The 19,788-nt window shown below is 60.8% G+C and carries 19 protein-coding genes and 1 tRNA gene; 13 read left to right on the forward strand and 7 right to left on the reverse strand.

Annotated features, from left to right (window positions below; translation table 11 throughout):
- Positions 1 to 99 precede the first annotated feature (99 nt).
- The 3 genes from BM160_RS16690 to BM160_RS16700 all read right to left on the reverse strand — a co-directional run bounded on the left by BM160_RS16690 (position 100) and on the right by BM160_RS16700 (position 2,771).
- On the reverse strand, positions 100 to 780 hold the full coding sequence (locus BM160_RS16690) for a Smr/MutS family protein (protein ID WP_369821798.1): 681 nt from the start codon (positions 778 to 780) through the stop codon (positions 100 to 102).
- A gap of 26 nt (positions 781 to 806) precedes the next feature.
- Positions 807 to 1,481 (reverse strand): RadC family protein, encoded by a 675-nt coding sequence (gene radC / locus BM160_RS16695; protein ID WP_092007302.1) that lies wholly within the window; start codon positions 1,479 to 1,481, stop codon positions 807 to 809.
- A gap of 93 nt (positions 1,482 to 1,574) precedes the next feature.
- Complete coding sequence (locus tag BM160_RS16700) at positions 1,575 to 2,771, reverse strand: serine hydrolase domain-containing protein (RefSeq protein ID WP_255368975.1); 1,197 nt, start codon at positions 2,769 to 2,771, stop codon at positions 1,575 to 1,577.
- A gap of 538 nt (positions 2,772 to 3,309) precedes the next feature.
- Between BM160_RS16700 and BM160_RS16705 the strand changes: the two genes are divergently transcribed.
- From BM160_RS16705 to BM160_RS16725, 5 genes are all read left to right on the forward strand, one after another.
- Positions 3,310 to 3,813, forward strand: coding sequence for an FKBP-type peptidyl-prolyl cis-trans isomerase (locus BM160_RS16705; RefSeq protein ID WP_092007304.1), 504 nt, complete (start codon positions 3,310 to 3,312; stop codon positions 3,811 to 3,813).
- Positions 3,810 to 4,811 carry a 4-hydroxy-3-methylbut-2-enyl diphosphate reductase gene (ispH, locus tag BM160_RS16710; RefSeq protein WP_092007305.1) on the forward strand — a complete coding sequence of 334 codons (1,002 nt, stop codon included), beginning with the start codon at positions 3,810 to 3,812 and terminating at the stop codon, positions 4,809 to 4,811. The genes BM160_RS16705 and ispH overlap by 4 nt, the downstream gene beginning before the upstream one ends.
- Before the next feature lie 5 nt (positions 4,812 to 4,816).
- Positions 4,817 to 5,758 (forward strand): threonine/serine dehydratase, encoded by a 942-nt coding sequence (locus BM160_RS16715; protein ID WP_092007306.1) that lies wholly within the window; start codon positions 4,817 to 4,819, stop codon positions 5,756 to 5,758.
- A gap of 52 nt (positions 5,759 to 5,810) precedes the next feature.
- Positions 5,811 to 7,145 carry a serine--tRNA ligase gene (gene serS / locus BM160_RS16720; RefSeq protein WP_092007307.1) on the forward strand — a complete coding sequence of 445 codons (1,335 nt, stop codon included), beginning with the start codon at positions 5,811 to 5,813 and terminating at the stop codon, positions 7,143 to 7,145.
- 41 nt (positions 7,146 to 7,186) lie between these two features.
- Positions 7,187 to 7,276 (forward strand) — tRNA-Ser (locus BM160_RS16725).
- Positions 7,277 to 7,480: 204 nt separating this feature from the next.
- On the opposite strand, the gene BM160_RS16730 is transcribed toward BM160_RS16725, so the two are convergent.
- The 4 genes from BM160_RS16730 to fdxA form a co-directional block, all read right to left on the reverse strand.
- Entirely contained in the window at positions 7,481 to 8,677 is a 1,197-nt protein-coding gene (locus BM160_RS16730; protein ID WP_092007308.1) for an amidohydrolase family protein, read from the reverse strand.
- 63 nt (positions 8,678 to 8,740) lie between these two features.
- Positions 8,741 to 9,430, reverse strand: a complete 690-nt coding sequence (locus BM160_RS16735; protein ID WP_092007309.1) for a TetR/AcrR family transcriptional regulator — start codon at positions 9,428 to 9,430, stop codon at positions 8,741 to 8,743.
- A gap of 135 nt (positions 9,431 to 9,565) precedes the next feature.
- On the reverse strand, positions 9,566 to 10,339 hold the full coding sequence (locus BM160_RS16740; protein WP_092007310.1) for a ferredoxin--NADP reductase: 774 nt from the start codon (positions 10,337 to 10,339) through the stop codon (positions 9,566 to 9,568).
- A gap of 34 nt (positions 10,340 to 10,373) precedes the next feature.
- Complete coding sequence (gene fdxA, locus BM160_RS16745; RefSeq protein WP_092007311.1) at positions 10,374 to 10,703, reverse strand: ferredoxin FdxA; 330 nt, start codon at positions 10,701 to 10,703, stop codon at positions 10,374 to 10,376.
- A gap of 263 nt (positions 10,704 to 10,966) precedes the next feature.
- On the opposite strand from fdxA, the gene BM160_RS16750 reads away from it, so the two are divergent.
- The 8 genes from BM160_RS16750 (at position 10,967) to BM160_RS16785 (ending at position 19,674) form a co-directional block, all read left to right on the forward strand.
- Positions 10,967 to 12,601, forward strand: coding sequence for a 6-hydroxynicotinate reductase (locus tag BM160_RS16750; RefSeq protein WP_092007338.1), 1,635 nt, complete (start codon positions 10,967 to 10,969; stop codon positions 12,599 to 12,601).
- Between the two features lie 11 nt (positions 12,602 to 12,612).
- Entirely contained in the window at positions 12,613 to 13,521 is a 909-nt protein-coding gene (locus BM160_RS16755; protein WP_092007312.1) for a UPF0280 family protein, read from the forward strand.
- 22 nt (positions 13,522 to 13,543) lie between these two features.
- A complete protein-coding gene (locus BM160_RS16760; protein WP_092007313.1) occupies positions 13,544 to 14,185 on the forward strand; it encodes an amino acid synthesis family protein in 642 nt (213 codons plus the stop codon).
- A gap of 39 nt (positions 14,186 to 14,224) precedes the next feature.
- A complete protein-coding gene (locus BM160_RS16765) occupies positions 14,225 to 14,809 on the forward strand; it encodes an amino acid synthesis family protein (protein WP_092007314.1) in 585 nt (194 codons plus the stop codon).
- 51 nt (positions 14,810 to 14,860) lie between these two features.
- Positions 14,861 to 16,060 (forward strand): ABC transporter substrate-binding protein, encoded by a 1,200-nt coding sequence (locus BM160_RS16770; protein ID WP_369821799.1) that lies wholly within the window; start codon positions 14,861 to 14,863, stop codon positions 16,058 to 16,060.
- 70 nt (positions 16,061 to 16,130) lie between these two features.
- Complete coding sequence (locus BM160_RS16775; RefSeq protein ID WP_092007316.1) at positions 16,131 to 18,047, forward strand: ABC transporter permease; 1,917 nt, start codon at positions 16,131 to 16,133, stop codon at positions 18,045 to 18,047.
- Between the two features lie 26 nt (positions 18,048 to 18,073).
- On the forward strand, positions 18,074 to 18,946 hold the full coding sequence (locus tag BM160_RS16780) for an ABC transporter ATP-binding protein (protein ID WP_255368970.1): 873 nt from the start codon (positions 18,074 to 18,076) through the stop codon (positions 18,944 to 18,946).
- On the forward strand, positions 18,943 to 19,674 hold the full coding sequence (locus BM160_RS16785) for an ABC transporter ATP-binding protein (RefSeq protein ID WP_092007317.1): 732 nt from the start codon (positions 18,943 to 18,945) through the stop codon (positions 19,672 to 19,674). Before BM160_RS16780 ends, BM160_RS16785 begins: the two co-directional genes overlap by 4 nt.
- The last annotated feature ends 114 nt before the right edge of the window (positions 19,675 to 19,788 follow it).

Genomic DNA, 19,788 nt, shown 5'->3' on the forward strand with positions numbered 1-19,788 from the left:
CTTGCCTGGTCCTGTGTCCAGACGCTGAGCTGACTACCGGAACTTTTTTGGCATCAGATCCAAGCCGGCATGACCATGGGTTGGACGGATTGAGTAGCGCTAGGCCAGCAACACAACCAGCGCCCCGGCGCCGCCTTGAGCCGGTCTGGCCTGGACAAAGGCCAACACCTCTCGTTTCTGGATCAGCCAGCTCTGCACCTTTCCCTTGAGCACTGGCGTTTTGCCGGGCGAGCCCAGGCCCTTGCCATGCACCACGCGCACGCAGCGCCAGCCCATCTTGATGGCGTCGCGTATGAATTGCCCTAGCGCGTTGCGCGCGTCCTCGCGGCGCAGGCCGTGCAGGTCGAGCTGACCCTGGATGGTCCAGTTGCCCTTGCGCAGCTTGCGCATCACATCGGGTCCTATGCCGGCCTGGCGGTAACTCAGCGCCTCGTCAGTATCCAACAGGGTTTCGGCGTCGAACTCGTCCGAAATCGCCTCTTGCATCACGGCAAGCTCATCCAGCTGCTGCTGCACGGGTATGGGCGCCGGCTGGCTGCCGGACAGGCTGGCCCTGTGGCCTGGCCGGTGTTTTGGCGGCAAGGCCCTGACCGGGCCAATAGACCGTGCGAACAGGTTTTTGTCTGCTAGTGCCTTGGCGGCAGCGGCCCGCATGGCGGCTTCCCGCTCCTGTTCCAGTTTGATTCGGGTTTCGATCTCACGCTTGATGGCCTTGAGTTCTTTCAGATCCCGGATCAGTAGGGGCGCGGGCTTGAGGGGTTTTGGGGCGGACACGTTGATGACTTCACTTGGATAGGGGCTGAATGCTAAAGCAGTCCGAGTTCGGCCATGGACACGGCCTGAGTAGCCGTCACCACAAAATGGTCGAGCACGCGCACATCCACCAGCGCCAGCGCGGCCTTGAGTGTGTGCGTCAAGGCCTCGTCGGCGCGCGAAGGCTGGGCGGCGCCGCTGGGGTGGTTGTGCGCCAGCACCACACTGGCGGCATTCAACGCCAGCGCTCGCACCACCACTTCGCGTGGGTAGACCGAGGTTTGGGTCAGTGTGCCGCGAAACAGTTCCTCCAGCGCAATCAGCCGGTGCTGGCTGTCCAGGAAGAGCACCGCAAAAATCTCGTGAGGCCGGCTGCCTAGTTGCAGCTGCAGGTAGTCGCGCACCGTCTGCGGCGTGGCAAACAGAGGCTTTTCTTTCAGATTTTCGGCCAGGGCGCGGCGAGCCAGTTCCAGCACCGCCACCAGTTCGGCACGTTTGGCCGGCCCCAGGCCCTTGATGCATTTCAGCGCCGCCGACCCAGTGTGGAGCAGGCCGGCCATGCCGCCGAACTGATCCAGCAACTCCTGACCCATTTGCAGCGCATTTTTGCCGGGAATACCGCTGCGCAGCAGCAGCGCCAGCAGCTCTGCGTCGCCCAGCGCGCCAGGGCCGCGGGCCAACAGTTTTTCACGTGGTCTGGCGTCTTCGGGCAGGTCTTTCAGCAGCATAGGCGGAGTAGTTGGTGAAACGTTGTTGGGTTTGGGGGCATGAGGAGGAGCCAGGGGTAGTTTGTCAATCGTTACCGCCGGCCCGGCCCCATTTCAGCGCGGGTGGGCCAGCAAATGCCGCGCCAACGCCTCAAAGGCCGGCAAGGTGGTCGGGTCGTTGGCGGCGTTGCCGGCCACCGGGTGCGATGCATAGCGCACGATCACCATCTCGGCCTTGGGATCCACATAGATGCGCTGGCCGTGCACGCCACGTGCCATGAAGGCGCCATGCGAGTTATGCGTGACCCACCACATGTCGCGGTAGCTCCAGCCCTTGAGCAGGTCGTAACCAGCCTTGGCGAACTTCTCTTTGTCGCCGCCGCGGCGGATGTCGTCTACCACGGCCTTGGGCAAGATCTGCTGGCCATTGAAGCGGCCATTTTTGCGCAGCATTTCGCCAAAGCGCGCCAAGTCGCGCAGGCCGGTGTTCAGACCACCGCCAGCAAATGGCGTGCCGGTGGAGTCGACCGTCATATAGGCGTCCTGCTCGGCGCCCAGGCGGCGCCAGATGCGTTCGGACAGCAACTCGTTCACAGTGCGGCCCGTGACGCGTGCGATCACCCAGCCCAGCACGTCGGTGTTGACGGTTTTGTAGGCGAAGCCGTCGCCGTGCTGGCCTTCGGGCTGCACGGTCTGCAAAAACTCGTAGTAGCTGCGTGGGCCGGTGTAGTCCTTGGGCTTGGGTAGCGGGCTGCCGGCCTGGGCATGGGCCCAGACCTCGGCATTTGGGTCGGCATAGTCTTCGCTGAATTTGAGCCCGGTCGTCATGTCCAGCACCTGCCGCACGGTGGCGCTGCCAAAGGCGGACTGGGCCAACTCGGGCACATAGTCGGCCACGCGCTTGCTGGCGTCGATGCGCCCTTCGGCGACCAGCGCCGCGCCCAGCGTACCCATCACCGATTTGGTGACCGACATCGCTCCGTGCTGGCCATCGTCCTTGAGCACGCCCAGGTAGCGCTCGTAGACGATGCGCCCGCGGTGCAGCACCACGATGCCGTCGGTGTAGTTGGCGCCCAGCGACTCGGCCCAGGTCATGGATTCCTGGGCGCCCAGCGGCGTGAAACGCAGCGCGTCGATGTCCGAGCGCAGGGCGCGCGGCAACGCCACGGGCGCGCCCAGGCCGCGCGACACGTTCACGGTCGGCATGAGCTGGCGAAAATGCGCCACGCTCCAGCGCATGGCCGGAAACTGGAAGTAGCTGCCGTCCTCAAAGCGCAGGATGCGATCGGCTGGCGGCGGTGCGCCAACCATCCAGCCGAGTTTGGCCGGGTCGCTGGCGGCCGCGTCTGGGGGGGAGGGCTGCGGGCCGGCGGCTTGTGCGTTGCATGTTGCGGCGCCCGAGGCGAGCAGCAGGCCGCAGGCCAACTGTGACAGGCGTTTTGGCGCGGAAACATGGGTCATGAGAACGATCTCCTTTTCGCGTCTGGTGCTGGCTTGGGATACGAGGCGCTGGATCGCGGTTTTGCCCCAGCCCGGCTGAACATAGGGCCTTGGGCCACCGGTCGCCCTTTTGGTTCATGGCTTAAAGCGCCGTGCCAACCCATCGTCCATCCACTCTTTGATACTCTTCCAGAAAACATGCGGCCCAGTTTAGCCAGTTGCTTTGGCGCAAGGGTGTCAAACGGCCGTCGCAGGCCGGAGATGCAGCGTTGATAGTCGGAAAAAAGCTGCAAAAAGGATGGGGAAGGGTGAAAAAGCAGGCAGCGGGCCGGGGCAAGCCTTACTTTCTACAATAGAGGCTGTTTGCCAACAGTTGTAGCCCGTCGCCCCGGCTGGCCCGAAAGTTTTTATGTCCTCTATCGATTCTCCCGATCCATCCGCAACCCTTGTTCAGCCAGGCTCTTTTTTGACCCTGCATTACCGCATGGCCGGACCTTCCCTCGACGGAAAGCCGGGCGCGGACATCATCAACACCTTTGGCGGAAAACCGGCCACCTTGAGCCTGGGGACGGGCGAGTTGTCGCCAGCCATAGAGCAGCGCCTGCTGGGCCTGGCAGAAGGCACGCGCACCAGCTTCGAGCTGGCGGCGGGCGAGGCCTTTGGCGAGCGCAACCCCGAGTTGCTGCAATGGGTGGCGCGCAAGCTGCTCAATGAGTTGGGCGATCCCGATGAAAAGTACAACATTGGCGATGTGGTGCAATTTCCCACGCCAGACGGTCTGGGCCAGTACGCCGGCGCGGTGCAGCAGGTCAAGGCGGGCGCCGACGGCAGCCAGGCCGTGCAGTTTGATTTTAACCACCCCCTGGCGGGTCAGCCGGTGGTGTTTGAAGTCCACCTGATTGGTGTTCTATGAGTGCGTTAAACAATGGGCCGGAAGAAATCCTGATGGCCGTGCCGCGCGGTTTTTGTGCCGGTGTGGATCGCGCGATTGAAATCGTCGAGCGCGCGCTGACCAAGTTCGGCGCGCCGATTTACGTGCGCCACGAGATCGTGCACAACACCTATGTGGTCAACGAGCTCAAGGCTAAGGGCGCGATCTTCATTGAAGAACTGTCCGACGTGCCGCCCGGCGCCACGCTGGTGTTCAGCGCCCATGGCGTCAGCAAGGCGGTGCAGCAGGAGGCTGTGGCACGTGGCTTCCAGATCTTTGATGCCACCTGTCCACTGGTGACCAAGGTGCACGTTGAAGTGGCCAAGCTGCACAAGGAAGGCTACGAGTTCATCATGATTGGCCACAAGGGCCATCCGGAAGTTGAGGGCACCATGGGCCAACTCGACCAAGGTATCCACCTGGTGGAAGACGTGGCCGACGTGGCGCGCATTGCCCCGCTGCAAACCGAAAGGCTGGCGGTGGTGACGCAAACCACGCTTAGTGTGGACGATGCGGCCGAGATCAGCGCCGCCGTGAAAGCACGTTTTCCGCTGGTGCGCTCACCCAAACAACAAGATATTTGCTACGCCACGCAAAACCGCCAGGACGCCGTCAAGGTGCTGAGCCCGCAAGTCGATATCCTGATCGTGGTCGGCAGCCCGACCAGCTCGAACAGCAACCGCTTGCGCGAGCTGGCCGCCAAGCTGGGTACCGAGGCCTATATGGTCGACGATGCCAGCGAGTTGCAGGAAGCCTGGTTCGAGGGCAAGAGCCGAGTCGGCCTGACGGCGGGCGCCTCAGCCCCTGAGGTTCTGGTCAAGCAGGTGATTGACCGCATCCGCGCCCTGGGCGCAGTGTCGGTGCGCAAGATGGAAGGGATAGCGGAAACCATCAAGTTCCCGTTGCCCAAGGGTTTGAAGGTCGATGCGCAGGGCCACACGCTGAACGTTGGTGACAGTCAGTTGCATGATCTGGGCTGAAGCTGATGCTCAATCGCTATCAAATTGAGAGCTGTCAGCGCTCGTTCCATCAGGCCTACAGCCACTTTATTCATCAAACTCCACTGTGGAAGCTGCCCGGCCAGGCCCTGGGCGTGGCCTGCGACCAGATCTGGCTCAAGCTCGAGCATCTGCAGACCGGCGGCAGCTTCAAGGCGCGTGGAATGCTTAACCGCCTGCTGTCCCAGCCCATTCCACCCAGCGGCGTGATCGTGGCTTCGGGTGGCAATGCCGGCATTGCCACTGCGGCGGCGGCCCGGGCGCTGGGCGTGCGCTGCGAGGTGTTTGTGCCAGAAAACTCAACCCCCGCCAAGCGCGCCAAACTCGCGGCGCTGGGCGCGCAGGTGATGGTGACGGGCGCGGCCTATGCCGATGCGCTTCAGGCCTGCTTGGCGCGCCAGCAGCAAACCGGTGCGCTGCTGACGCATGCCTATGACCAGCCCGAAGTGCTGGTGGGCGCCGGCACGCTGGCGCTTGAAATCGAAGAGCAGGGCGGCTTGCCGGACTCGGTGCTGGTCAGTGTGGGTGGCGGCGGCCTGATTGGCGGCGTGGCCAGCTGGTTCGAGCAGCGCAGCCGCGTGGTGGCGCTGGAGCCCGAGCTGGCGCCCACGCTATTCCAGGCCCGCGCGGCCGGCCAGCCGGTGGACGTGCTTGTCAGCGGCGTAGCGGCCGATTCGCTGGGCGCCAAGCGCATAGGCGAGCTCGGCTGGCAGGCCACCCAGGCTCATGTGCGCGATGCCTTGCTATTGACCGACGAGGCCATACGCGCGGCGCAGCTGTGGCTCTGGAAAGAGCTCAAGCTGGCGGTTGAACCCGCCGCCGCCTTGCCGCTGGCGGCTTTGCACAGTGGCCGCTATGTACCGCGAGCAGATGAGAAGGTCTGCCTGATCATTTGCGGCGCCAATGTCGATCCGGCCAGCCTGAACTGAGTTTGCAAACTAGCCTGCCGCTGATCCGGCGGCACAAAATACAATCCATCCCATGCTAGATATCAACCTGCTCCGTAAAGACCTGCCTTCGGCGATTGCCCGCCTGGAGACCCGCAAAAGCCCGCAAGCCTTTCTCAATGTCGAGGCATTCCAGGGGCTGGAGGCCGAGCGCAAGAGCTTGCAAATCCGCACCGAGGAGCTGCAAAACCAGCGCAACAGCCTGTCCAAACAGATCGGCCAGCTGAAGTCCAAGGGCGAAGACGCCAGCGCCGTGATGGCGCAGGTCAGCGCCTTCAAGGCCGAGCTGGAAACCTCCAGTGTGCGGCTTGATCAGATTCAGCTGGAGCTGCAGGCCTTGTTGCTGGCCGTGCCTAATTTGCCGCACGACAGCGTGCCGCTGGGGGCTGGTGAAGAGGGCAATGTTGAAGTGCGCAAGTGGAGTCCGCTCCAGGGTCTGGGCGGCTCACCCGCAGCACTGACTTTTGAGGCCAAGGACCACGTCGACGTGGGCCAACCGCTGGGACTGGACTTCGAGATGGGCACCAAGCTGACGGGTTCACGCTTTACCGTCATGAAGGGCCAGCTGGCACGCCTGCACCGGGCCTTGGCTCAGTTCATGCTCGACGTGCAGACCGAAGAGCATGGCTATACCGAGTGCTACACGCCCTACATCGTCAATGCCGATTCGCTGCGTGGCACTGGCCAGTTGCCCAAGTTTGAAGAAGACCTGTTTGCCGCCAAAAAAGGTGGACAGGAAGGCGAGGCCGAGAATGCCGCGCTCTACCTCATTCCCACCGCAGAGGTGCCGCTGACCAACTTCATGCGCGATGAAATCGTTGCCGAAACGGATTTGCCGCTCAAATTTACCGCCCATAGCCCATGCTTTCGTTCGGAAGCCGGCAGCTATGGCCGTGACACCCGCGGCATGATTCGTCAGCACCAGTTCGACAAGGTTGAAATGGTGCAGATTGTTCATCCGGAAAAAAGCTATGAAGCGCTGGAGGCCATGACCGGTCACGCTGAAGCGATTCTGCAAAAGTTGGGCCTGTCTTATCGGGTCATGGCCTTGTGCACCGGCGACATGGGTTTTGGTTCCAGCAAAACCTATGACCTCGAGGTCTGGCTGCCAGCGCAGAACACCTACCGCGAGATCAGCTCGGTGTCCAATTGCGAAGCCTTTCAGGCTCGCCGCATGCAGGCTAGGTTCAAGAACGCGCAGGGTAAAAATGAGTTCGTCCACACCCTGAATGGCTCCGGCTTGGCCGTGGGCCGCACCCTGGTGGCGGTGCTGGAAAACTACCAGCGCGCCGATGGTAGCGTGGAGGTGCCGGCAGTGCTACAGCCCTATATGGGCGGGATCACGGTACTTTCTGCAAAGGCACGCTAAATCGTGCCCGCGAGCCTGCTAGAATGACGGCTCGACACACAGGAGAGGTGGCAGAGTGGTCGAATGTACCTGACTCGAAATCAGGCGTAGGAGCGATCCTACCGTGGGTTCGAATCCCACCCTCTCCGCCAAAAATGAACGAAGCCCTTGATTTTCAAGGGCTTTTTTCTTTTGTGCTCGGCAAGTTCGAACTCGCAATGGACGTCCGTCCAACTTCGGCAGCGAAACACGTATCTAGGCAGACTCCACACGGATCTCGGTTTGGGGGCGAGTGAAGATGCGGGCATCTGTCAACGCCCCGGTTGCCAGGGCGACGGCTTGGCTTGGCCAGGGAATCAGGGGTAAGTCACCACGCTGGGAATGGTTGTCGCTGGCGGTGTATTACGGCTGCGGCCGCAGCGCACCAGGCCATCGATCATCACCATGCCCACGCCCGGAATGTCGCCGCGCTGCACGCTTTCCAGCAGGTCGCGGCCGGCCGTGTGCTGGGCCTTGTCCATGAAGACAAAGTCCGCGTCGCGGCCGACTTCGATCAGCCCGCAGTTGAGATTGCGGATGCGTGCGGTGTTGCCGGTGGCAAAACAAAAGGCCAGTTCGGCCGGGATGTTGCCCAGGCTGCACAGCAGCGAGATCAGTCGCAACATGCCCAGCGGCTGCACGCCGGAGCCGGCAGGGCCATCGGTGCCCAGGATCACGCGGTGCGGGCATTTGAGCTGTAACGCGGCCTGGGCTGCGGCAATGGCGACCTTTTCATTGCCGTTGTGAACGATCTCGATCGCTCGCGAAGATTTCTCGCACAACTCGCAGACATGGTTTTCCGACAGGGAGGTGTGGCCGCCGTTGATGTGGCCGATCACATCCGCGTCGGCCTCCAGCACCACGTCCTTGTCGATCAGGCCGGAGCCGGGAATCGATGGGCCGCCGGTGTGTATGGTGCTCTGGATGCCGTATTTGCGTGCCCAGGCGACCATTTCCTTGGCCTCGTAGCCGGCCTTGACCGAACCCAGGCCAACCTCGCCGAGCAGGGTCACGCCGGCTTCGGCCAGTTCCTTGAAATCCTGCTCGACCATGCCTTTTTCAATGATGGGCGCACCGGCCAGCACCTTGACGCCACCGGGGCGGAAATTGTCAAACGCGCGTTGCGCCGTGATGGCCAACGCTTTCAGACCCACGATGTCCTTGGGCCGGCCGGGCAGGTGAACCTCGCCCGCCGAGATCATGGTGGTGACGCCGCCGTGCATGGTGGAGTCAATCCAGCCGATCTGGTTCTGGCGCGGTGTCCAGTCGCCAAAAACCGGGTGAACATGGCTGTCGATCAGGCCAGGCGCCACGCAGGTCTGGTGCGCGTCAATCACGGTCTGCGCATGGGCGGTGTCGCAATCCTTGGCTTTACCGACGGCCACGATCAGGCCATCGTTCACCACAATGGTGTCGGCGTCCAGGATGGGCTGGTCAATGTCTCCGGACAGCAGCAGGCCGATGTTGGTGATGACGACTTTTCCTGATTTTCCGGTCGAAGCAGCTTCTGCCATGGGGTGTCCTTTTTGTAATGGGAGGGAATGACGCAGGCGCACCCGTGTACGCCTGCGCGGCGCTCAGGGTTTGAGCATGACGGTGCGAAACACGGTGCTGATGATGAAAGCCTGCCATTCCGCCAGGGCTTGCGGGGCTTGCAGGTCTTCGCCTAGGAAGGCCGACAAGGTGTGGCGGTTGGAGATGTAGAAGTAAGCGGTTGCGGCGATCAGCAGGTAGACGTTGCGCGCGGAAACATCAGCGCGGAAAATGCCTTTGTTGACGCCGCTTTCCAGTAGTTTCCGGATGATGGCAATCGCCGGAGATGAGTATTCCCGGGCGCGCGCCGACTTGACGATGTGTTTCCCGCGATGCAGGTTTTCCGTGTTCAGCAGCGTGATGAACTCGGGATTTTTGCTGTAGTAGGAGACCACAAAGTTGATGACTTCCGTGAGTGACGCCACCGGCTGCTCGATGTCAAGTTGCAGCGCCAGTTCTGCGTCGTTCATGCGGCGGTACATGTCCTCGAGGACTTCGATGAACAGGCCTTCCTTGCTGCCGAAGTAGTAATAAATCATCCGGTCGAAGGATTTCGCGGTTTGCGAGATTTTTTCGACGCTGCCGCCCTCGTAACCATAACGGGCGAAAACCTTGGTGGCCGCGCGCAGGATGTTGTCGCGCGTGGTTTGCGCCGCCTGCTCCCGCACCCCGGGTCGCTTTGTGGCTGCACGCTTTGGGACCGGTGAACGGGGTGTGGTGGTCTTGGCTGTCATGGCGTGGTGGGATGAATTTCGGTCGCGGTCTGGTGATTCTTCAGCGGGCCCTATGTCGCCGGGCCGTCCCCAAGCGGAACCACCCCCTCAGGGGGCAGCGCATTACACACGGTGAAAAGCAGGGGGCAATACTTTTCATTGCTCGGCAAAAGCGCGCTCAATGACGAAGTCGCCAGGCTTGGAGGTATTGCCTTCATGGAAACCGGTTTTTTCCAGCAAGTGTTTCAGATCCTTGAGCATTCCTGGGCTGCCGCAAATCATGACGCGGTCATGGGCTGGGTCCAGTGTCGGCAAGTTCAGGTCGGCAAACATCTTGCCGCTTTCCATGAGGTCGGTAACACGGCCCATGTTGCGGTAGGTTTCCCGGGTCACGGTCGGGTAATACAGCAGTTGCTTGGAGATCAGCTCGCCGAGAAACTCATGCTGCGGCAGGTGGTCGACCACCAGGTCGTGATAGGCCAGCTCATCGGCCTGACGCACACCATGCACCAAAATAACTTGTTCAAAACGCTCGTAGGTCTCGGGGTCGCGGATGATGCTCATGAAAGGCGCCAGACCGGTCCCGGTGGACAGCAGATAAAGGCGCTTGCCGGGAAGCAGGTAGTCGATTACCAGCGTACCGGTAGGTTTGCGGCCAACGATGATTTTTTCGCCGACCTGGATGTGCTGAAGGCGCGAGGTCAGAGGGCCATCTGCCACCTTGATGCTGAGAAATTCTAGATGTTCTTCGTGGTTGGGGCTCACGATACTGTAGGCGCGCAGCAGCGGTTTGTTATTGACGCGCAGGCCGATCATGGTGAAGTGGCCGTTGCTAAAGCGCAGGGACGTATCGCGTGTGGTTGTGAAGGTGAAAAGCTTGTCGGTCCAGTGGTGGATGGACAGGACAGTTTCTTCGTTAAATGCGCTCATGTGATGGACGGATATATGAATGGGGTTGATGTCTTCAGTTGACGGAGCTTAGGCTCGCCAGCTTATCGGTTTTGTCTTTCCATTGCTCCGCACTGGGCAAGGGCGCGATGCGTTTGGAGATGGTGGGCCAGCCCTTGGCAAGGCGTGCGTTGATTTCCAGGAAGGGCTGAAACTGATCGGGGGTGTCCGTGTCAGCATAAATGGCATTGACCGGGCATTCCGGGATGCAGACAGCACAATCAATGCATTCGTCCGGATCAATCACCAGAAAGTCCGGTCCTTCCTTGAAGCAGTCTACCGGACAGACATCGACGCAATCTGTGTATTTGCATTTAATGCAGGGATCAGTGACAACGTGGGTCATAGGTGTTCCTTTGCTGCGCGAGCCGAGGTGGCTGGCGAATCATCCATGGCTACCAATGTGCCACACTAATGTAGTGATTGCAACATTGAAATGTAGTGGTCACAACATTTTTTGCGATTTCGAAAAAACAGCTCGAAAACACTATTGCGCCGGAAATTTGTATGCGCTACATTGATTTCAAATGTAGCAAACACCAAACGTAAATTAAGTGTGTACTACATCAATGATGCGAATGAACGGATGGCTGCAAGAAGGCGACGATGATGACCGAACATACAAAGACGGATGGCTTGCCTGGCATGGACGCGCCCGAGCTGCCCCAGGTGCTGGAGAAGGCCCGGCCGCGCAATGAGCGCATGAACAGCGAAAAAATCGAGTGCAATGCCTGTCCCGTGTTGTGTCAGATTTCAGACGGCCGCAACGGTGCTTGCGACCGCTATGCCAACCGCAGCGGTACCCTGGTGCGGGTTGATCCCGTATTGTTATTGCGCCGCGCCCTGGCTGACCGGGAAGCACCTATGGTTGCTTTTGCCGGCCGCGTGGCGGTAGATGATCCAGCCTTGTTGTCGGAAGGCGTTCCGGTGGCCGCAGCGCCAGCGTCGTGGAGCGGCGACTTGTTGCTGGCCGATGAAGTGTTTGTTACCGGCGTCGGGTCGTCGACGACTTACCCGGACTACAAACCGGCGCCATTTATCGTGTCATCGAAAGCCGCTGGCGTTGATATGGTCACCGTGGTCACGGAAGGCATATTCAGCTACTGCAGCTTCAAGGTCAAGATTGACACCGACCGCTTTCTCGGCGCTGAGCAGGCCAATGTCCGTTGCAAGGGTGAAGTCGTTGGCCACGTGACAACGGCAGAGTATGGCTCCCAGATGTTGTCGCTGGGCGGCGTGCATCACCTGACAGGCGGCAGCAAAAAAGAAGGCCGCGTGACGGTGGAGATGATGAAGGCGCTGGGCAACAAGCAGGCCGTGGAGTTCACGATTGACGGCGGTTCCCAGATCCTGATTCAGGCTGGCCGGGCGCCGATTGTCAACGGCGTGGAAGAAAAACGCATGCGCGTCGGTTGTGGTTCGGCCACCATAGGCATCTTCGCCAAGCAGTTGTTCGGCAAGCTGGACGAGGTGGTGGTGGTGGATGACCATATCACCGGGGTGTTGACCGAGCATCAGGCCGGCCGCTGTCTGGACATGCGCGCGTCGGGTATCAAGATGCGCGGGCGAAAATCCACGCCAGGCCGTTATTTCCAGGTGGCCAACCCGGGTACAGGCTGGGGCGGCACCGACATCGCCGACCCCTTGTCCATTATTGAAAGCTGGGACGCAGCTACCGCCTGGCCGGGCTTGCGCTTGTTGATGACGTCGACCACCGGCGAGCATGCGAGTTGGTATGTACTGGATGAAGCACTTCATCCTGTGGAGCAGGAGATGCCGGTGGAGGTGCGCCGCATCGTGGAGCGGATTGGCGAGAACTGCGAGCCTTCTCTGTCCACCGTGCTTTTCCTTGGCGGCGCCGGCGGCAGCCTGCGCGCCGGTGTCACGGAAAACCCGGTGCTGCTGACGCGTGCCATCAAGGAGGCTCTGGTGAATGTCACCTGCGGCGGTGCTCCGGCCTATGTGTGGCCGGGTGGCGGCATCACCGTGATGGCCGATGTCATGCGCATGCCGGACAACAGCTTCGGAACCGTGCCTACACCCGCCATCGTGGCACCGATTGAGTTCAGCATGAAGCTGGACGATTACCGCAATCTTGGCGGTCACATGGAATATGTGCGTACGCTGGAAGATGCACTGCGACGGGGCGCCTGGCACAACGAAGGTGCACCCTCGGCACTGGCATGGTCCCAACTTCCGCCGGCCAATCCCTGGCCACTGGCACGTCCGCCCTTGTTGGGTTGAGCGAATCAAGCATGCTTGCCCAACGCGCGCAACTGCCCGATGGCCGCTGGCATTTCCAGCATGGACCCATGGACATCGTCATTGGCGCCCATGGCAGTCCGGCATCCGTGGATGCGGCGCATGCTGCGGCGTGGCAACGTTTCACAGGCATCCTGGATGAGTTGGTGCAGGAGCTTGTCGCTTTGCGGCGTCCGGTGCAGGGCGACTGTCCGGTGCTAGGGCCGATCGCTAGGCGTATGTGGCAGGCCTGCCAGCCTTTTCAACGCAGCTTTATTACCCCGATGGCGGCGGTGGCCGGTGCGGTGGCCCAGGAGCTTGTCGCCTGTTACGAGCGCAGCGGTGTGACGCGGGCCTGGATCAACAACGGCGGCGACATCGCCTTGCACCTGGAGCCGTCGCAATCGGTTCGGATCGGCCTTTATGCCGATATTGCTCGCTTGGGCCTGGATGAAATTCGAGATGGCATTCTGACGGACGGCCAGTTTGACGTGTCCAGCGTGTTGCCGGTGCGCGGTGTTGCCACCAGCGGTTGGCGCGGGCGAAGTTTTTCGCTGGGAATTGCCGACAGCGTCACGGTATTGGCGCGCACGGCTTCAGAAGCCGACGCCGCGGCGACCGTGATTGCCAATGCCGTGGACCTGGACGACGAGCGTATCCTGCGCCGGCCGGCCTGCGAACTGAAGGACGATACTGACCTGGGGTACTTGCTGGTGACGGTAGATGTGCCGCCACTGGAGCCAGACCGGGTGCAGCAGGCCTTGCGTGCGGGGCTCAAGCGCGCGCAGACCTTGCGCGCTGCCGGCTTGATCTGGTCGGCCGCGCTGGTTTGCCAGAATCAGATCGTGACCACCGGCGACCCGGCAACGAAAAAACTGGAAAACCGGCGTGCCCACCAGCAGCTTGGTTCGGTATTTGCTTAATGAAATGGATGGACTCAAAGCGATGATTGAAATAAGACGCATCTTTACGCACGTGGAGCAAATTCAGCATGAGTTTGGTCCTGTCGCCTCCACACCGCTGCTGCGTGGTGCGATTGGGGTTGTGCTCACCAACCCGTATGCGGGCCGCTACGAAGCAGACATCTTGCCGATGATGGAAGAGCTGCAACCCGTCGGCCTTGACATGGCGCAGCGCCTGCAGGCCGCGATGGATGTGCCCGTCGACCGCATTGAGGGTTATGGCAAAGGCGCGATCGTGGGGGCAGCCGGGGAGCTGGAACATGGCGCGCTCTGGCATGTTCCCGGTGGTTATGCCATGCGTGAACTCTTGGGCTGGAAAGGCGATGCCAAGGCCTACGCCAAAGGCCAGGCCGAAGAAAAAAACGGGCAACCTGGCAACGCCTTGTCCATCGTGCCATCGACCAAAAAAGTGGGAGGACCCGGCGCCACGCTGGATGTGCCCATGACCCATGTCAATGCCATTTATGTACGCAGCCATTTCGATGCCATCGAGGTGCGTGTGCCCGGCGCACCCCTGGCGGATGAAATTGTTTTCATTCTTGCCATGAGCACCGGTCCACGCATTCATGCGCGTGTGGGTGGCCTGGCCGCGAATGCCATCAGCAAGTGGGACGGCTTGCGCTGAGCCGGCACGGCATAAAGCGACCCTATTCAAGGAAAAATCATGACAGCCAAAATTCGCAAAATCATTGTTCAGGTCGACGAGACCCGTGTTGAAATGGGCCGCGCGGTGAATCCGCCAACTCGCAAGGCACTCGCCATGGCGGTAATCGCCAACCCGTTTGCCGGCATGTACCAGGAAAACCTCGACGAGTTGATCGCCATCGGTGAAGAACTGGGCGGCCTGCTGGGACAAAAGTGTGTGGAAGCTTTGGGAATCGAGCCTGGCCAGGCGCACAGTTATGGCAAGGCAGCGATTGTGGGTGAGGCCGGGGAACTGGAGCATGCCGCTGCCATTCTGCATCCCAAGCTGGGAGCACCGTTGCGCCTGGCGGTTGAAAAAGGTGCGGCCCTGGTGCCATCCAGCAAAAAGCGCGGTGGCCTCGGCACGGCGATCGACGTGCCGCTGGGGCACAAGGATGCGGCGTTTGTGCGCAGCCACTTCGATGCGATGGAAGCACGTGTGGCCGATGCGCCCCGTGCCAATGAAATTGTGGTTGCTGTCGTCGTTACAGACAGTGGCCGGCCACTACCGCGCGTGGGCGGATTGCAGGTCCACGAAATCAAGGGCGAAGACGGGCTGCGGTAAACACCAAACCCTTCCAACTCAATCCTATCCACGACAGGAGTTTTTATGAAGATGCAATTCAAAGTTCTGAGCACGGTGACCTATCTGGGCCTCATGGCCTCACTGGTGACAGCGCATGCCCAAGGGGTGATCAAGATTGGCGAGGTCAACAGCTACAAGGCCCAGCCCGCTTTTCTCGAGCCCTACAAAAAAGGCATGGAACTCGCGGTAGAGGAAATCAATGCCGCCGGCGGCGTCAACGGCAAGAAGCTCGAACTGATCACGCGTGACGACAATGCCAACCCTGGCGACGCCGTGCGTGTGGCTGAAGAACTGATCTCGCGCGAAAAGATTGACGTGCTGACCGGCACCTTTCTATCGAACACCGGCTTGGCCGTGGCCGACTTTGCCAAGCAGAAGAAGTTTTTCTTCCTGGCCGGCGAACCACTGACCGACAAGATGACTTGGCAGGGGGGCAATCAGTACACCTTCCGCTTGCGTCCAGGAACTTATATGCAGGCCGCGATGCTGGTGCCCGAGGCGGCCAAGCTGAAGAAAAAACGCTGGGCAGTGGTGTACCCAAACTACGAATATGGCCAGTCGGCCGTGGCAGCTTTCAAACAACTTCTGAAGGCCGCGCAGCCTGATGTCGAGTTCGTGGCGGAGCAGGCGCCGCCACTCGGCAAGGTGGATGCCGGCAGCGTGGTGCAGGCCCTGGCCGATGCCAAACCCGACGCGATCTTCAACGTCTTGTTCGGCGCCGACCTCTCGAAGTTCGTTCGTGAAGGCAACACGCGTGGCCTGTTCAAAGGTCGCGACGTGGTCAGCGTATTGACCGGTGAGCCCGAGTACCTAGACCCACTCAAGGATGAGACGCCCAACGGCTGGATCGTGACTGGTTACCCCTGGCACGGCATCCAGACGCCGGAGCACAAAGCTTTCCTTGCCGCGTATCAGGATAAGTTCAAAGACTATCCGCGTCTTGGCTCGGTGGTGGGCTACAGCGCCATCAAGTCCATCGCAGCGGGCGCAGCCAAGGCCAAGAGTACGGATTCTGCCAAGATGGTGGCCGCCTTCAAGGGCCTGGAGCTCATGACACCGTTTGGCAAGATCAGCTACCGGGCCGAGGACCATCAATCGACCATGGGCGCCTTCGTTGGCAAGACGAAAAATGACAATGGCAAGGGCGTGATGGTGGACTACACCTATTTCGACGGCGCCTTGTTCCAGCCTTCCGCTGCCGACGTGAAGAAATCTCGCGCCGCAGACTGAGCAACCAGCCCGTATCGCATTGCGCTGCTTGAGCGGCGTAATGCGCGAATGGGCTCCAGAGGATCATTGAATGAGTTTTTCAGGCTTTATCGTCCAGTTGCTCAACGGGCTGGCCGGCGCTTCGTCGCTGTTTTTTGTGGCGGCCGGTCTGTCGCTGATCTTCGGCGTGACGCGGATTGTCAATTTCGCCCATGGTTCCTTTTTCATGGTCGGCATCTACATCGCTTACACGCTGGTCGAGCGACTGGGCGGAGGCCTGGGTTTCTGGCCCGCCTTGCTGCTGGCCGCGGTGGCCGTCGGTATCCTGGGCGCGCTGATAGAGATGGTGCTTTTGCGCCGCATCTACAAGGCGCCCGAGCTGTTCCAGTTGCTGGCGACTTTTGCGCTGGTGCTGGTGATCAAGGACGCCGTGCTTTATTTTTGGGGCCCAGACGAACTACTGGGTCCCCGCGCACCTGGCCTGTCGGGCTCGGTCGAGATTCTGGGCCGCCAATTCCCGAGTTACGACTTGTTCCTGATCGTGGTGGGGCCGGTGGTGCTGGGCCTGTTGTGGCTGCTGCTGACCCGAACGCGCTGGGGCACGCTGGTGCGCGCCGCCACACAAGACCGTGAAATGGTCAGTGCGCTGGGTGTGAATCAGGCCTGGTTGTTTACGGCCGTGTTTGCGCTGGGCGCCATGCTGGCCGGCCTGGGCGGGGCTTTGCAATTGCCGCGCGAACCGGCCACGCTGGAGATGGACCTCAACACCATAGGCTCGGCCTTTGTGGTCGTGGTGGTCGGTGGTATGGGCTCGATTCCGGGTGCTTATGCCGCGGCCTTGCTGATTGCCGAGATCAAGGCGATTTGTATCTGGCTGGGTGTGGTCGAAATTTTCGGCTACAGCATTTCGTTTTCCAAACTCACACTGGTGGCTGACTTTCTGGTCATGGCCATTGTGCTGGTCTGGCGTCCTTGGGGGCTGTTTGGCCGGCCACAAGCGCCCAGCCGTTATGTCGGCATGCAGGAGGAGCCACTGCGCAAAAGCAGCCGAACCTACGTCATTGCTGCGGCCGTGCTGGGGCTGGTGCTGGCGGCAATGCCTTTATTCACCGCAGGCTCACCTTACACCACGGTTTTGATGATTGACCTGCTGATTGCTGCACTGTTTGCGGCCAGCCTGCACTTCATCATGGGGCCGGCCGGCATGCATTCCTTTGGCCACGCCGCCTACTTCGGCCTGGGGGCTTATGGCGCGGCCTTGCTGGTGCGTTCCATTGGCATGCCGATGGAGCTGGCACTGGTGGTTGCACCGCTGGTGGCGGCCGCCGGCGCTTTTATTTATGGTTGGTTTGCGGTGCGGCTGTCGGGCGTTTACCTGGCGATGTTGACACTCGCGTTTGCGCAAATCACCTGGGCCATCACCTACCAGTGGGACTCTTTCACCGGTGGTAGCAATGGGCTTACCGGGGTCTGGCCTTCCGAGTGGCTGTCGGACAAACGCATGTATTACTGGCTCACCCTGGTGCTGGTGATTGCCGCCATCCTGTGGTTGCGCCGCGTTTTGTTCTCGCCTTTTGGCTACACCTTGCGCGCCGGTCGCGATTCGGCGCTGCGTGCTGACGCCATAGGCATTGATGTCAAACGCATGCAGTGGACGGCGTTTGTCATCGCCGGCGCCGCCGCGGGCCTGGCCGGATCCTTGTATGCCTTTTCCAAGGGCAGCATTTCGCCCGAGAGCCTGAGTGTGGGCAAGTCGGTGGATGGCCTGGTGATGGTGCTGTTGGGCGGCATCCAGACCCTGGCGGGTCCGGTGGTGGGCGCGGTAACGTTCACCTGGTTGCACGACACGGTGGCACGCAACACCGACTACTGGCGTGCGATGCTGGGCGCCATTATTTTGCTGCTGGTGCTGCTTTTCCCTCAGGGCGTGGCCGGTTTTGCCAAACTGTTGTTTGAGCGGCTGCGCGGAAAAACCATTGGGGCCGAAATAAAAAAGGTGAAAGCATGAATACCGCTATGGCCTACTCTGGCCAAATGAACACTATTCCAGTGGGCACTCAAGAAACATCCGTGCCAGGGGCTGGCACGCACCGCCAGGGCTTGGCACCTCTGCTTCAGGTCAACAACCTGGGCAAATCTTTCGGCGGCGTGAAAGCCGTGGACGGTATCAGCTTCGATCTCGCAGCCGGCGAACTGCTGGCGCTGATAGGGCCGAACGGAGCCGGCAAGTCCACTACCTTCAACATGGTCAATGGCCAGTTGACGGCCGACCAGGGCTCTATCCTGCTCGATGGGCAAGAACTGGTGGGGCGCAAACCGCGCGCCATCTGGCGCTTGGGCGTGGGCCGTACTTTTCAGATTGCCGAGACCTTTGCTTCGCTGACCGTGATTGAAAACGTGCAGATGGCCCTGCTCTCGCATGACGGCAAGCTGTTTGCTATGTGGCGCCGCGCCGCCGATTACAAGCGCGAGGAAGCGCTGGCGCTGTTGGAGCAGGTCGGTATGAAATCCCAGGCCGAGCGGCCCTGCAGCGAACTCGCGTATGGCGACGTCAAGCGTGTCGAACTCGCCATCGCCATGGCCAACAGTCCGAAACTGTTGTTGATGGATGAACCCACGGCCGGCATGGCCCCCAAGGAGCGCAACTCGCTGATGGCACTGACCAAACAACTCGTAATTGACCGCGGCATGGCGGTGCTTTTCACCGAACACAGTATGGACGTGGTGTTTGCCTATGCCGATCGCATGATCGTGCTGGCGCGTGGCCGGCTCATCGCCCAGGGCAAACCCCTGGAGATTCGCGATCATCCCAAAGTGCAGGAGGTGTACTTCGGCAGCGGCAAGACCTTTGAGAAGATCGCGCAGAAAGCGGCTGCCGTCGCGGCATCCCTAGGGGAGGTGGCATGAGCGCGGAACTTCTGTTGGACGTCAAGGGTCTCGCGGCCTGGTATGGTGCGGCCCAGATTCTTTACGACGTTGACCTGCAGGTGCGGAGAGGTGAAGTGGTGGCGCTCATGGGCCGCAATGGGGCGGGTAAATCGACAACGCTCAAGACCTTGATTGGCATGCTTTCCAAGCGCCGCGGTGCCGTGAGTTTTCTGGGTCAGGATATCTCCAAAAGCGAGCCGCATGTGGCGGCGCGCCTGGGCCTGGGTTTTGTGCCCGAAGACCGGCGTGTGTTCACAGACCTTACGGTGATGGAGAACCTCGAAGTTGGCAGGCAGCCCGCGCGGCACTGGTCGGATGGCGTCGCCGCACCGGTCTGGACGCCGGAGCGTCTGTTCAAGCTGTTCCCCAATCTTGGTGAAATGCCGGATAGGCCCGGTGGCCGCATGAGCGGCGGCGAGCAGCAAATGTTGACGGTGGCGCGCACGCTGATGGGCAATCCTTATCTGGTGCTGCTAGACGAGCCGTCCGAGGGTGTGGCGCCGGTGATTGTGGAGCAGATGGCGCAGATGATTCTGGAACTCAAAGCCCAGGGGGTGAGCATTTTGCTGTCCGAACAGAACATGCATTTTGCCGAGTTGGTGTCGGACCGGGCCTATGTACTTGAAAAAGGGCAGATCCGTTACGAGGGATCGATGACCGAACTCTCAGCCAATGAAGAGGTCAGGCGCGCTTACCTCAGTGTGTAGCAGGCCTTTTTATGATCGTCATTTCAACGACGTTCAGGAGTTCGCATCACATCGACCTGGCCTGAGCCGCGCCAGGACATTTTTCTCGGCGCCTACCCATGCCCAAGTCGATGT

It is taken from the genome of Polaromonas sp. OV174, from assembly GCF_900112285.1.
Classification (GTDB): domain Bacteria; phylum Pseudomonadota; class Gammaproteobacteria; order Burkholderiales; family Burkholderiaceae_C; genus Polaromonas.

Bases quoted from the DNA above. Each gene is read 5' to 3' on its own strand.
- radC (WP_092007302.1), bottom strand. From the start codon at position 1,481: ATGCTGCTGAAAGACCTGCCCGAAGACGCCAGACCACGTGAAAAACTG.
- BM160_RS16700 (WP_255368975.1), bottom strand. From the start codon at position 2,771: ATGGTTGGCGCACCGCCGCCAGCCGATCGCATCCTGCGCTTTGAGGAC.
- BM160_RS16705 (WP_092007304.1), top strand. From the start codon at position 3,310: ATGTCCTCTATCGATTCTCCCGATCCATCCGCAACCCTTGTTCAGCCA.
- ispH (WP_092007305.1), top strand. From the start codon at position 3,810: ATGAGTGCGTTAAACAATGGGCCGGAAGAAATCCTGATGGCCGTGCCG.
- BM160_RS16715 (WP_092007306.1), top strand. From the start codon at position 4,817: ATGCTCAATCGCTATCAAATTGAGAGCTGTCAGCGCTCGTTCCATCAG.
- serS (WP_092007307.1), top strand. From the start codon at position 5,811: ATGCTAGATATCAACCTGCTCCGTAAAGACCTGCCTTCGGCGATTGCC.
- BM160_RS16730 (WP_092007308.1), bottom strand. From the start codon at position 8,677: ATGGCAGAAGCTGCTTCGACCGGAAAATCAGGAAAAGTCGTCATCACC.
- BM160_RS16735 (WP_092007309.1), bottom strand. From the start codon at position 9,430: ATGACAGCCAAGACCACCACACCCCGTTCACCGGTCCCAAAGCGTGCA.
- BM160_RS16740 (WP_092007310.1), bottom strand. From the start codon at position 10,339: ATGAGCGCATTTAACGAAGAAACTGTCCTGTCCATCCACCACTGGACC.
- fdxA (WP_092007311.1), bottom strand. From the start codon at position 10,703: ATGACCCACGTTGTCACTGATCCCTGCATTAAATGCAAATACACAGAT.
- BM160_RS16750 (WP_092007338.1), top strand. From the start codon at position 10,967: ATGACCGAACATACAAAGACGGATGGCTTGCCTGGCATGGACGCGCCC.
- BM160_RS16755 (WP_092007312.1), top strand. From the start codon at position 12,613: ATGCTTGCCCAACGCGCGCAACTGCCCGATGGCCGCTGGCATTTCCAG.
- BM160_RS16760 (WP_092007313.1), top strand. From the start codon at position 13,544: ATGATTGAAATAAGACGCATCTTTACGCACGTGGAGCAAATTCAGCAT.
- BM160_RS16765 (WP_092007314.1), top strand. From the start codon at position 14,225: ATGACAGCCAAAATTCGCAAAATCATTGTTCAGGTCGACGAGACCCGT.
- BM160_RS16770 (WP_369821799.1), top strand. From the start codon at position 14,861: ATGCAATTCAAAGTTCTGAGCACGGTGACCTATCTGGGCCTCATGGCC.
- BM160_RS16775 (WP_092007316.1), top strand. From the start codon at position 16,131: ATGAGTTTTTCAGGCTTTATCGTCCAGTTGCTCAACGGGCTGGCCGGC.
- BM160_RS16780 (WP_255368970.1), top strand. From the start codon at position 18,074: ATGAACACTATTCCAGTGGGCACTCAAGAAACATCCGTGCCAGGGGCT.
- BM160_RS16785 (WP_092007317.1), top strand. From the start codon at position 18,943: ATGAGCGCGGAACTTCTGTTGGACGTCAAGGGTCTCGCGGCCTGGTAT.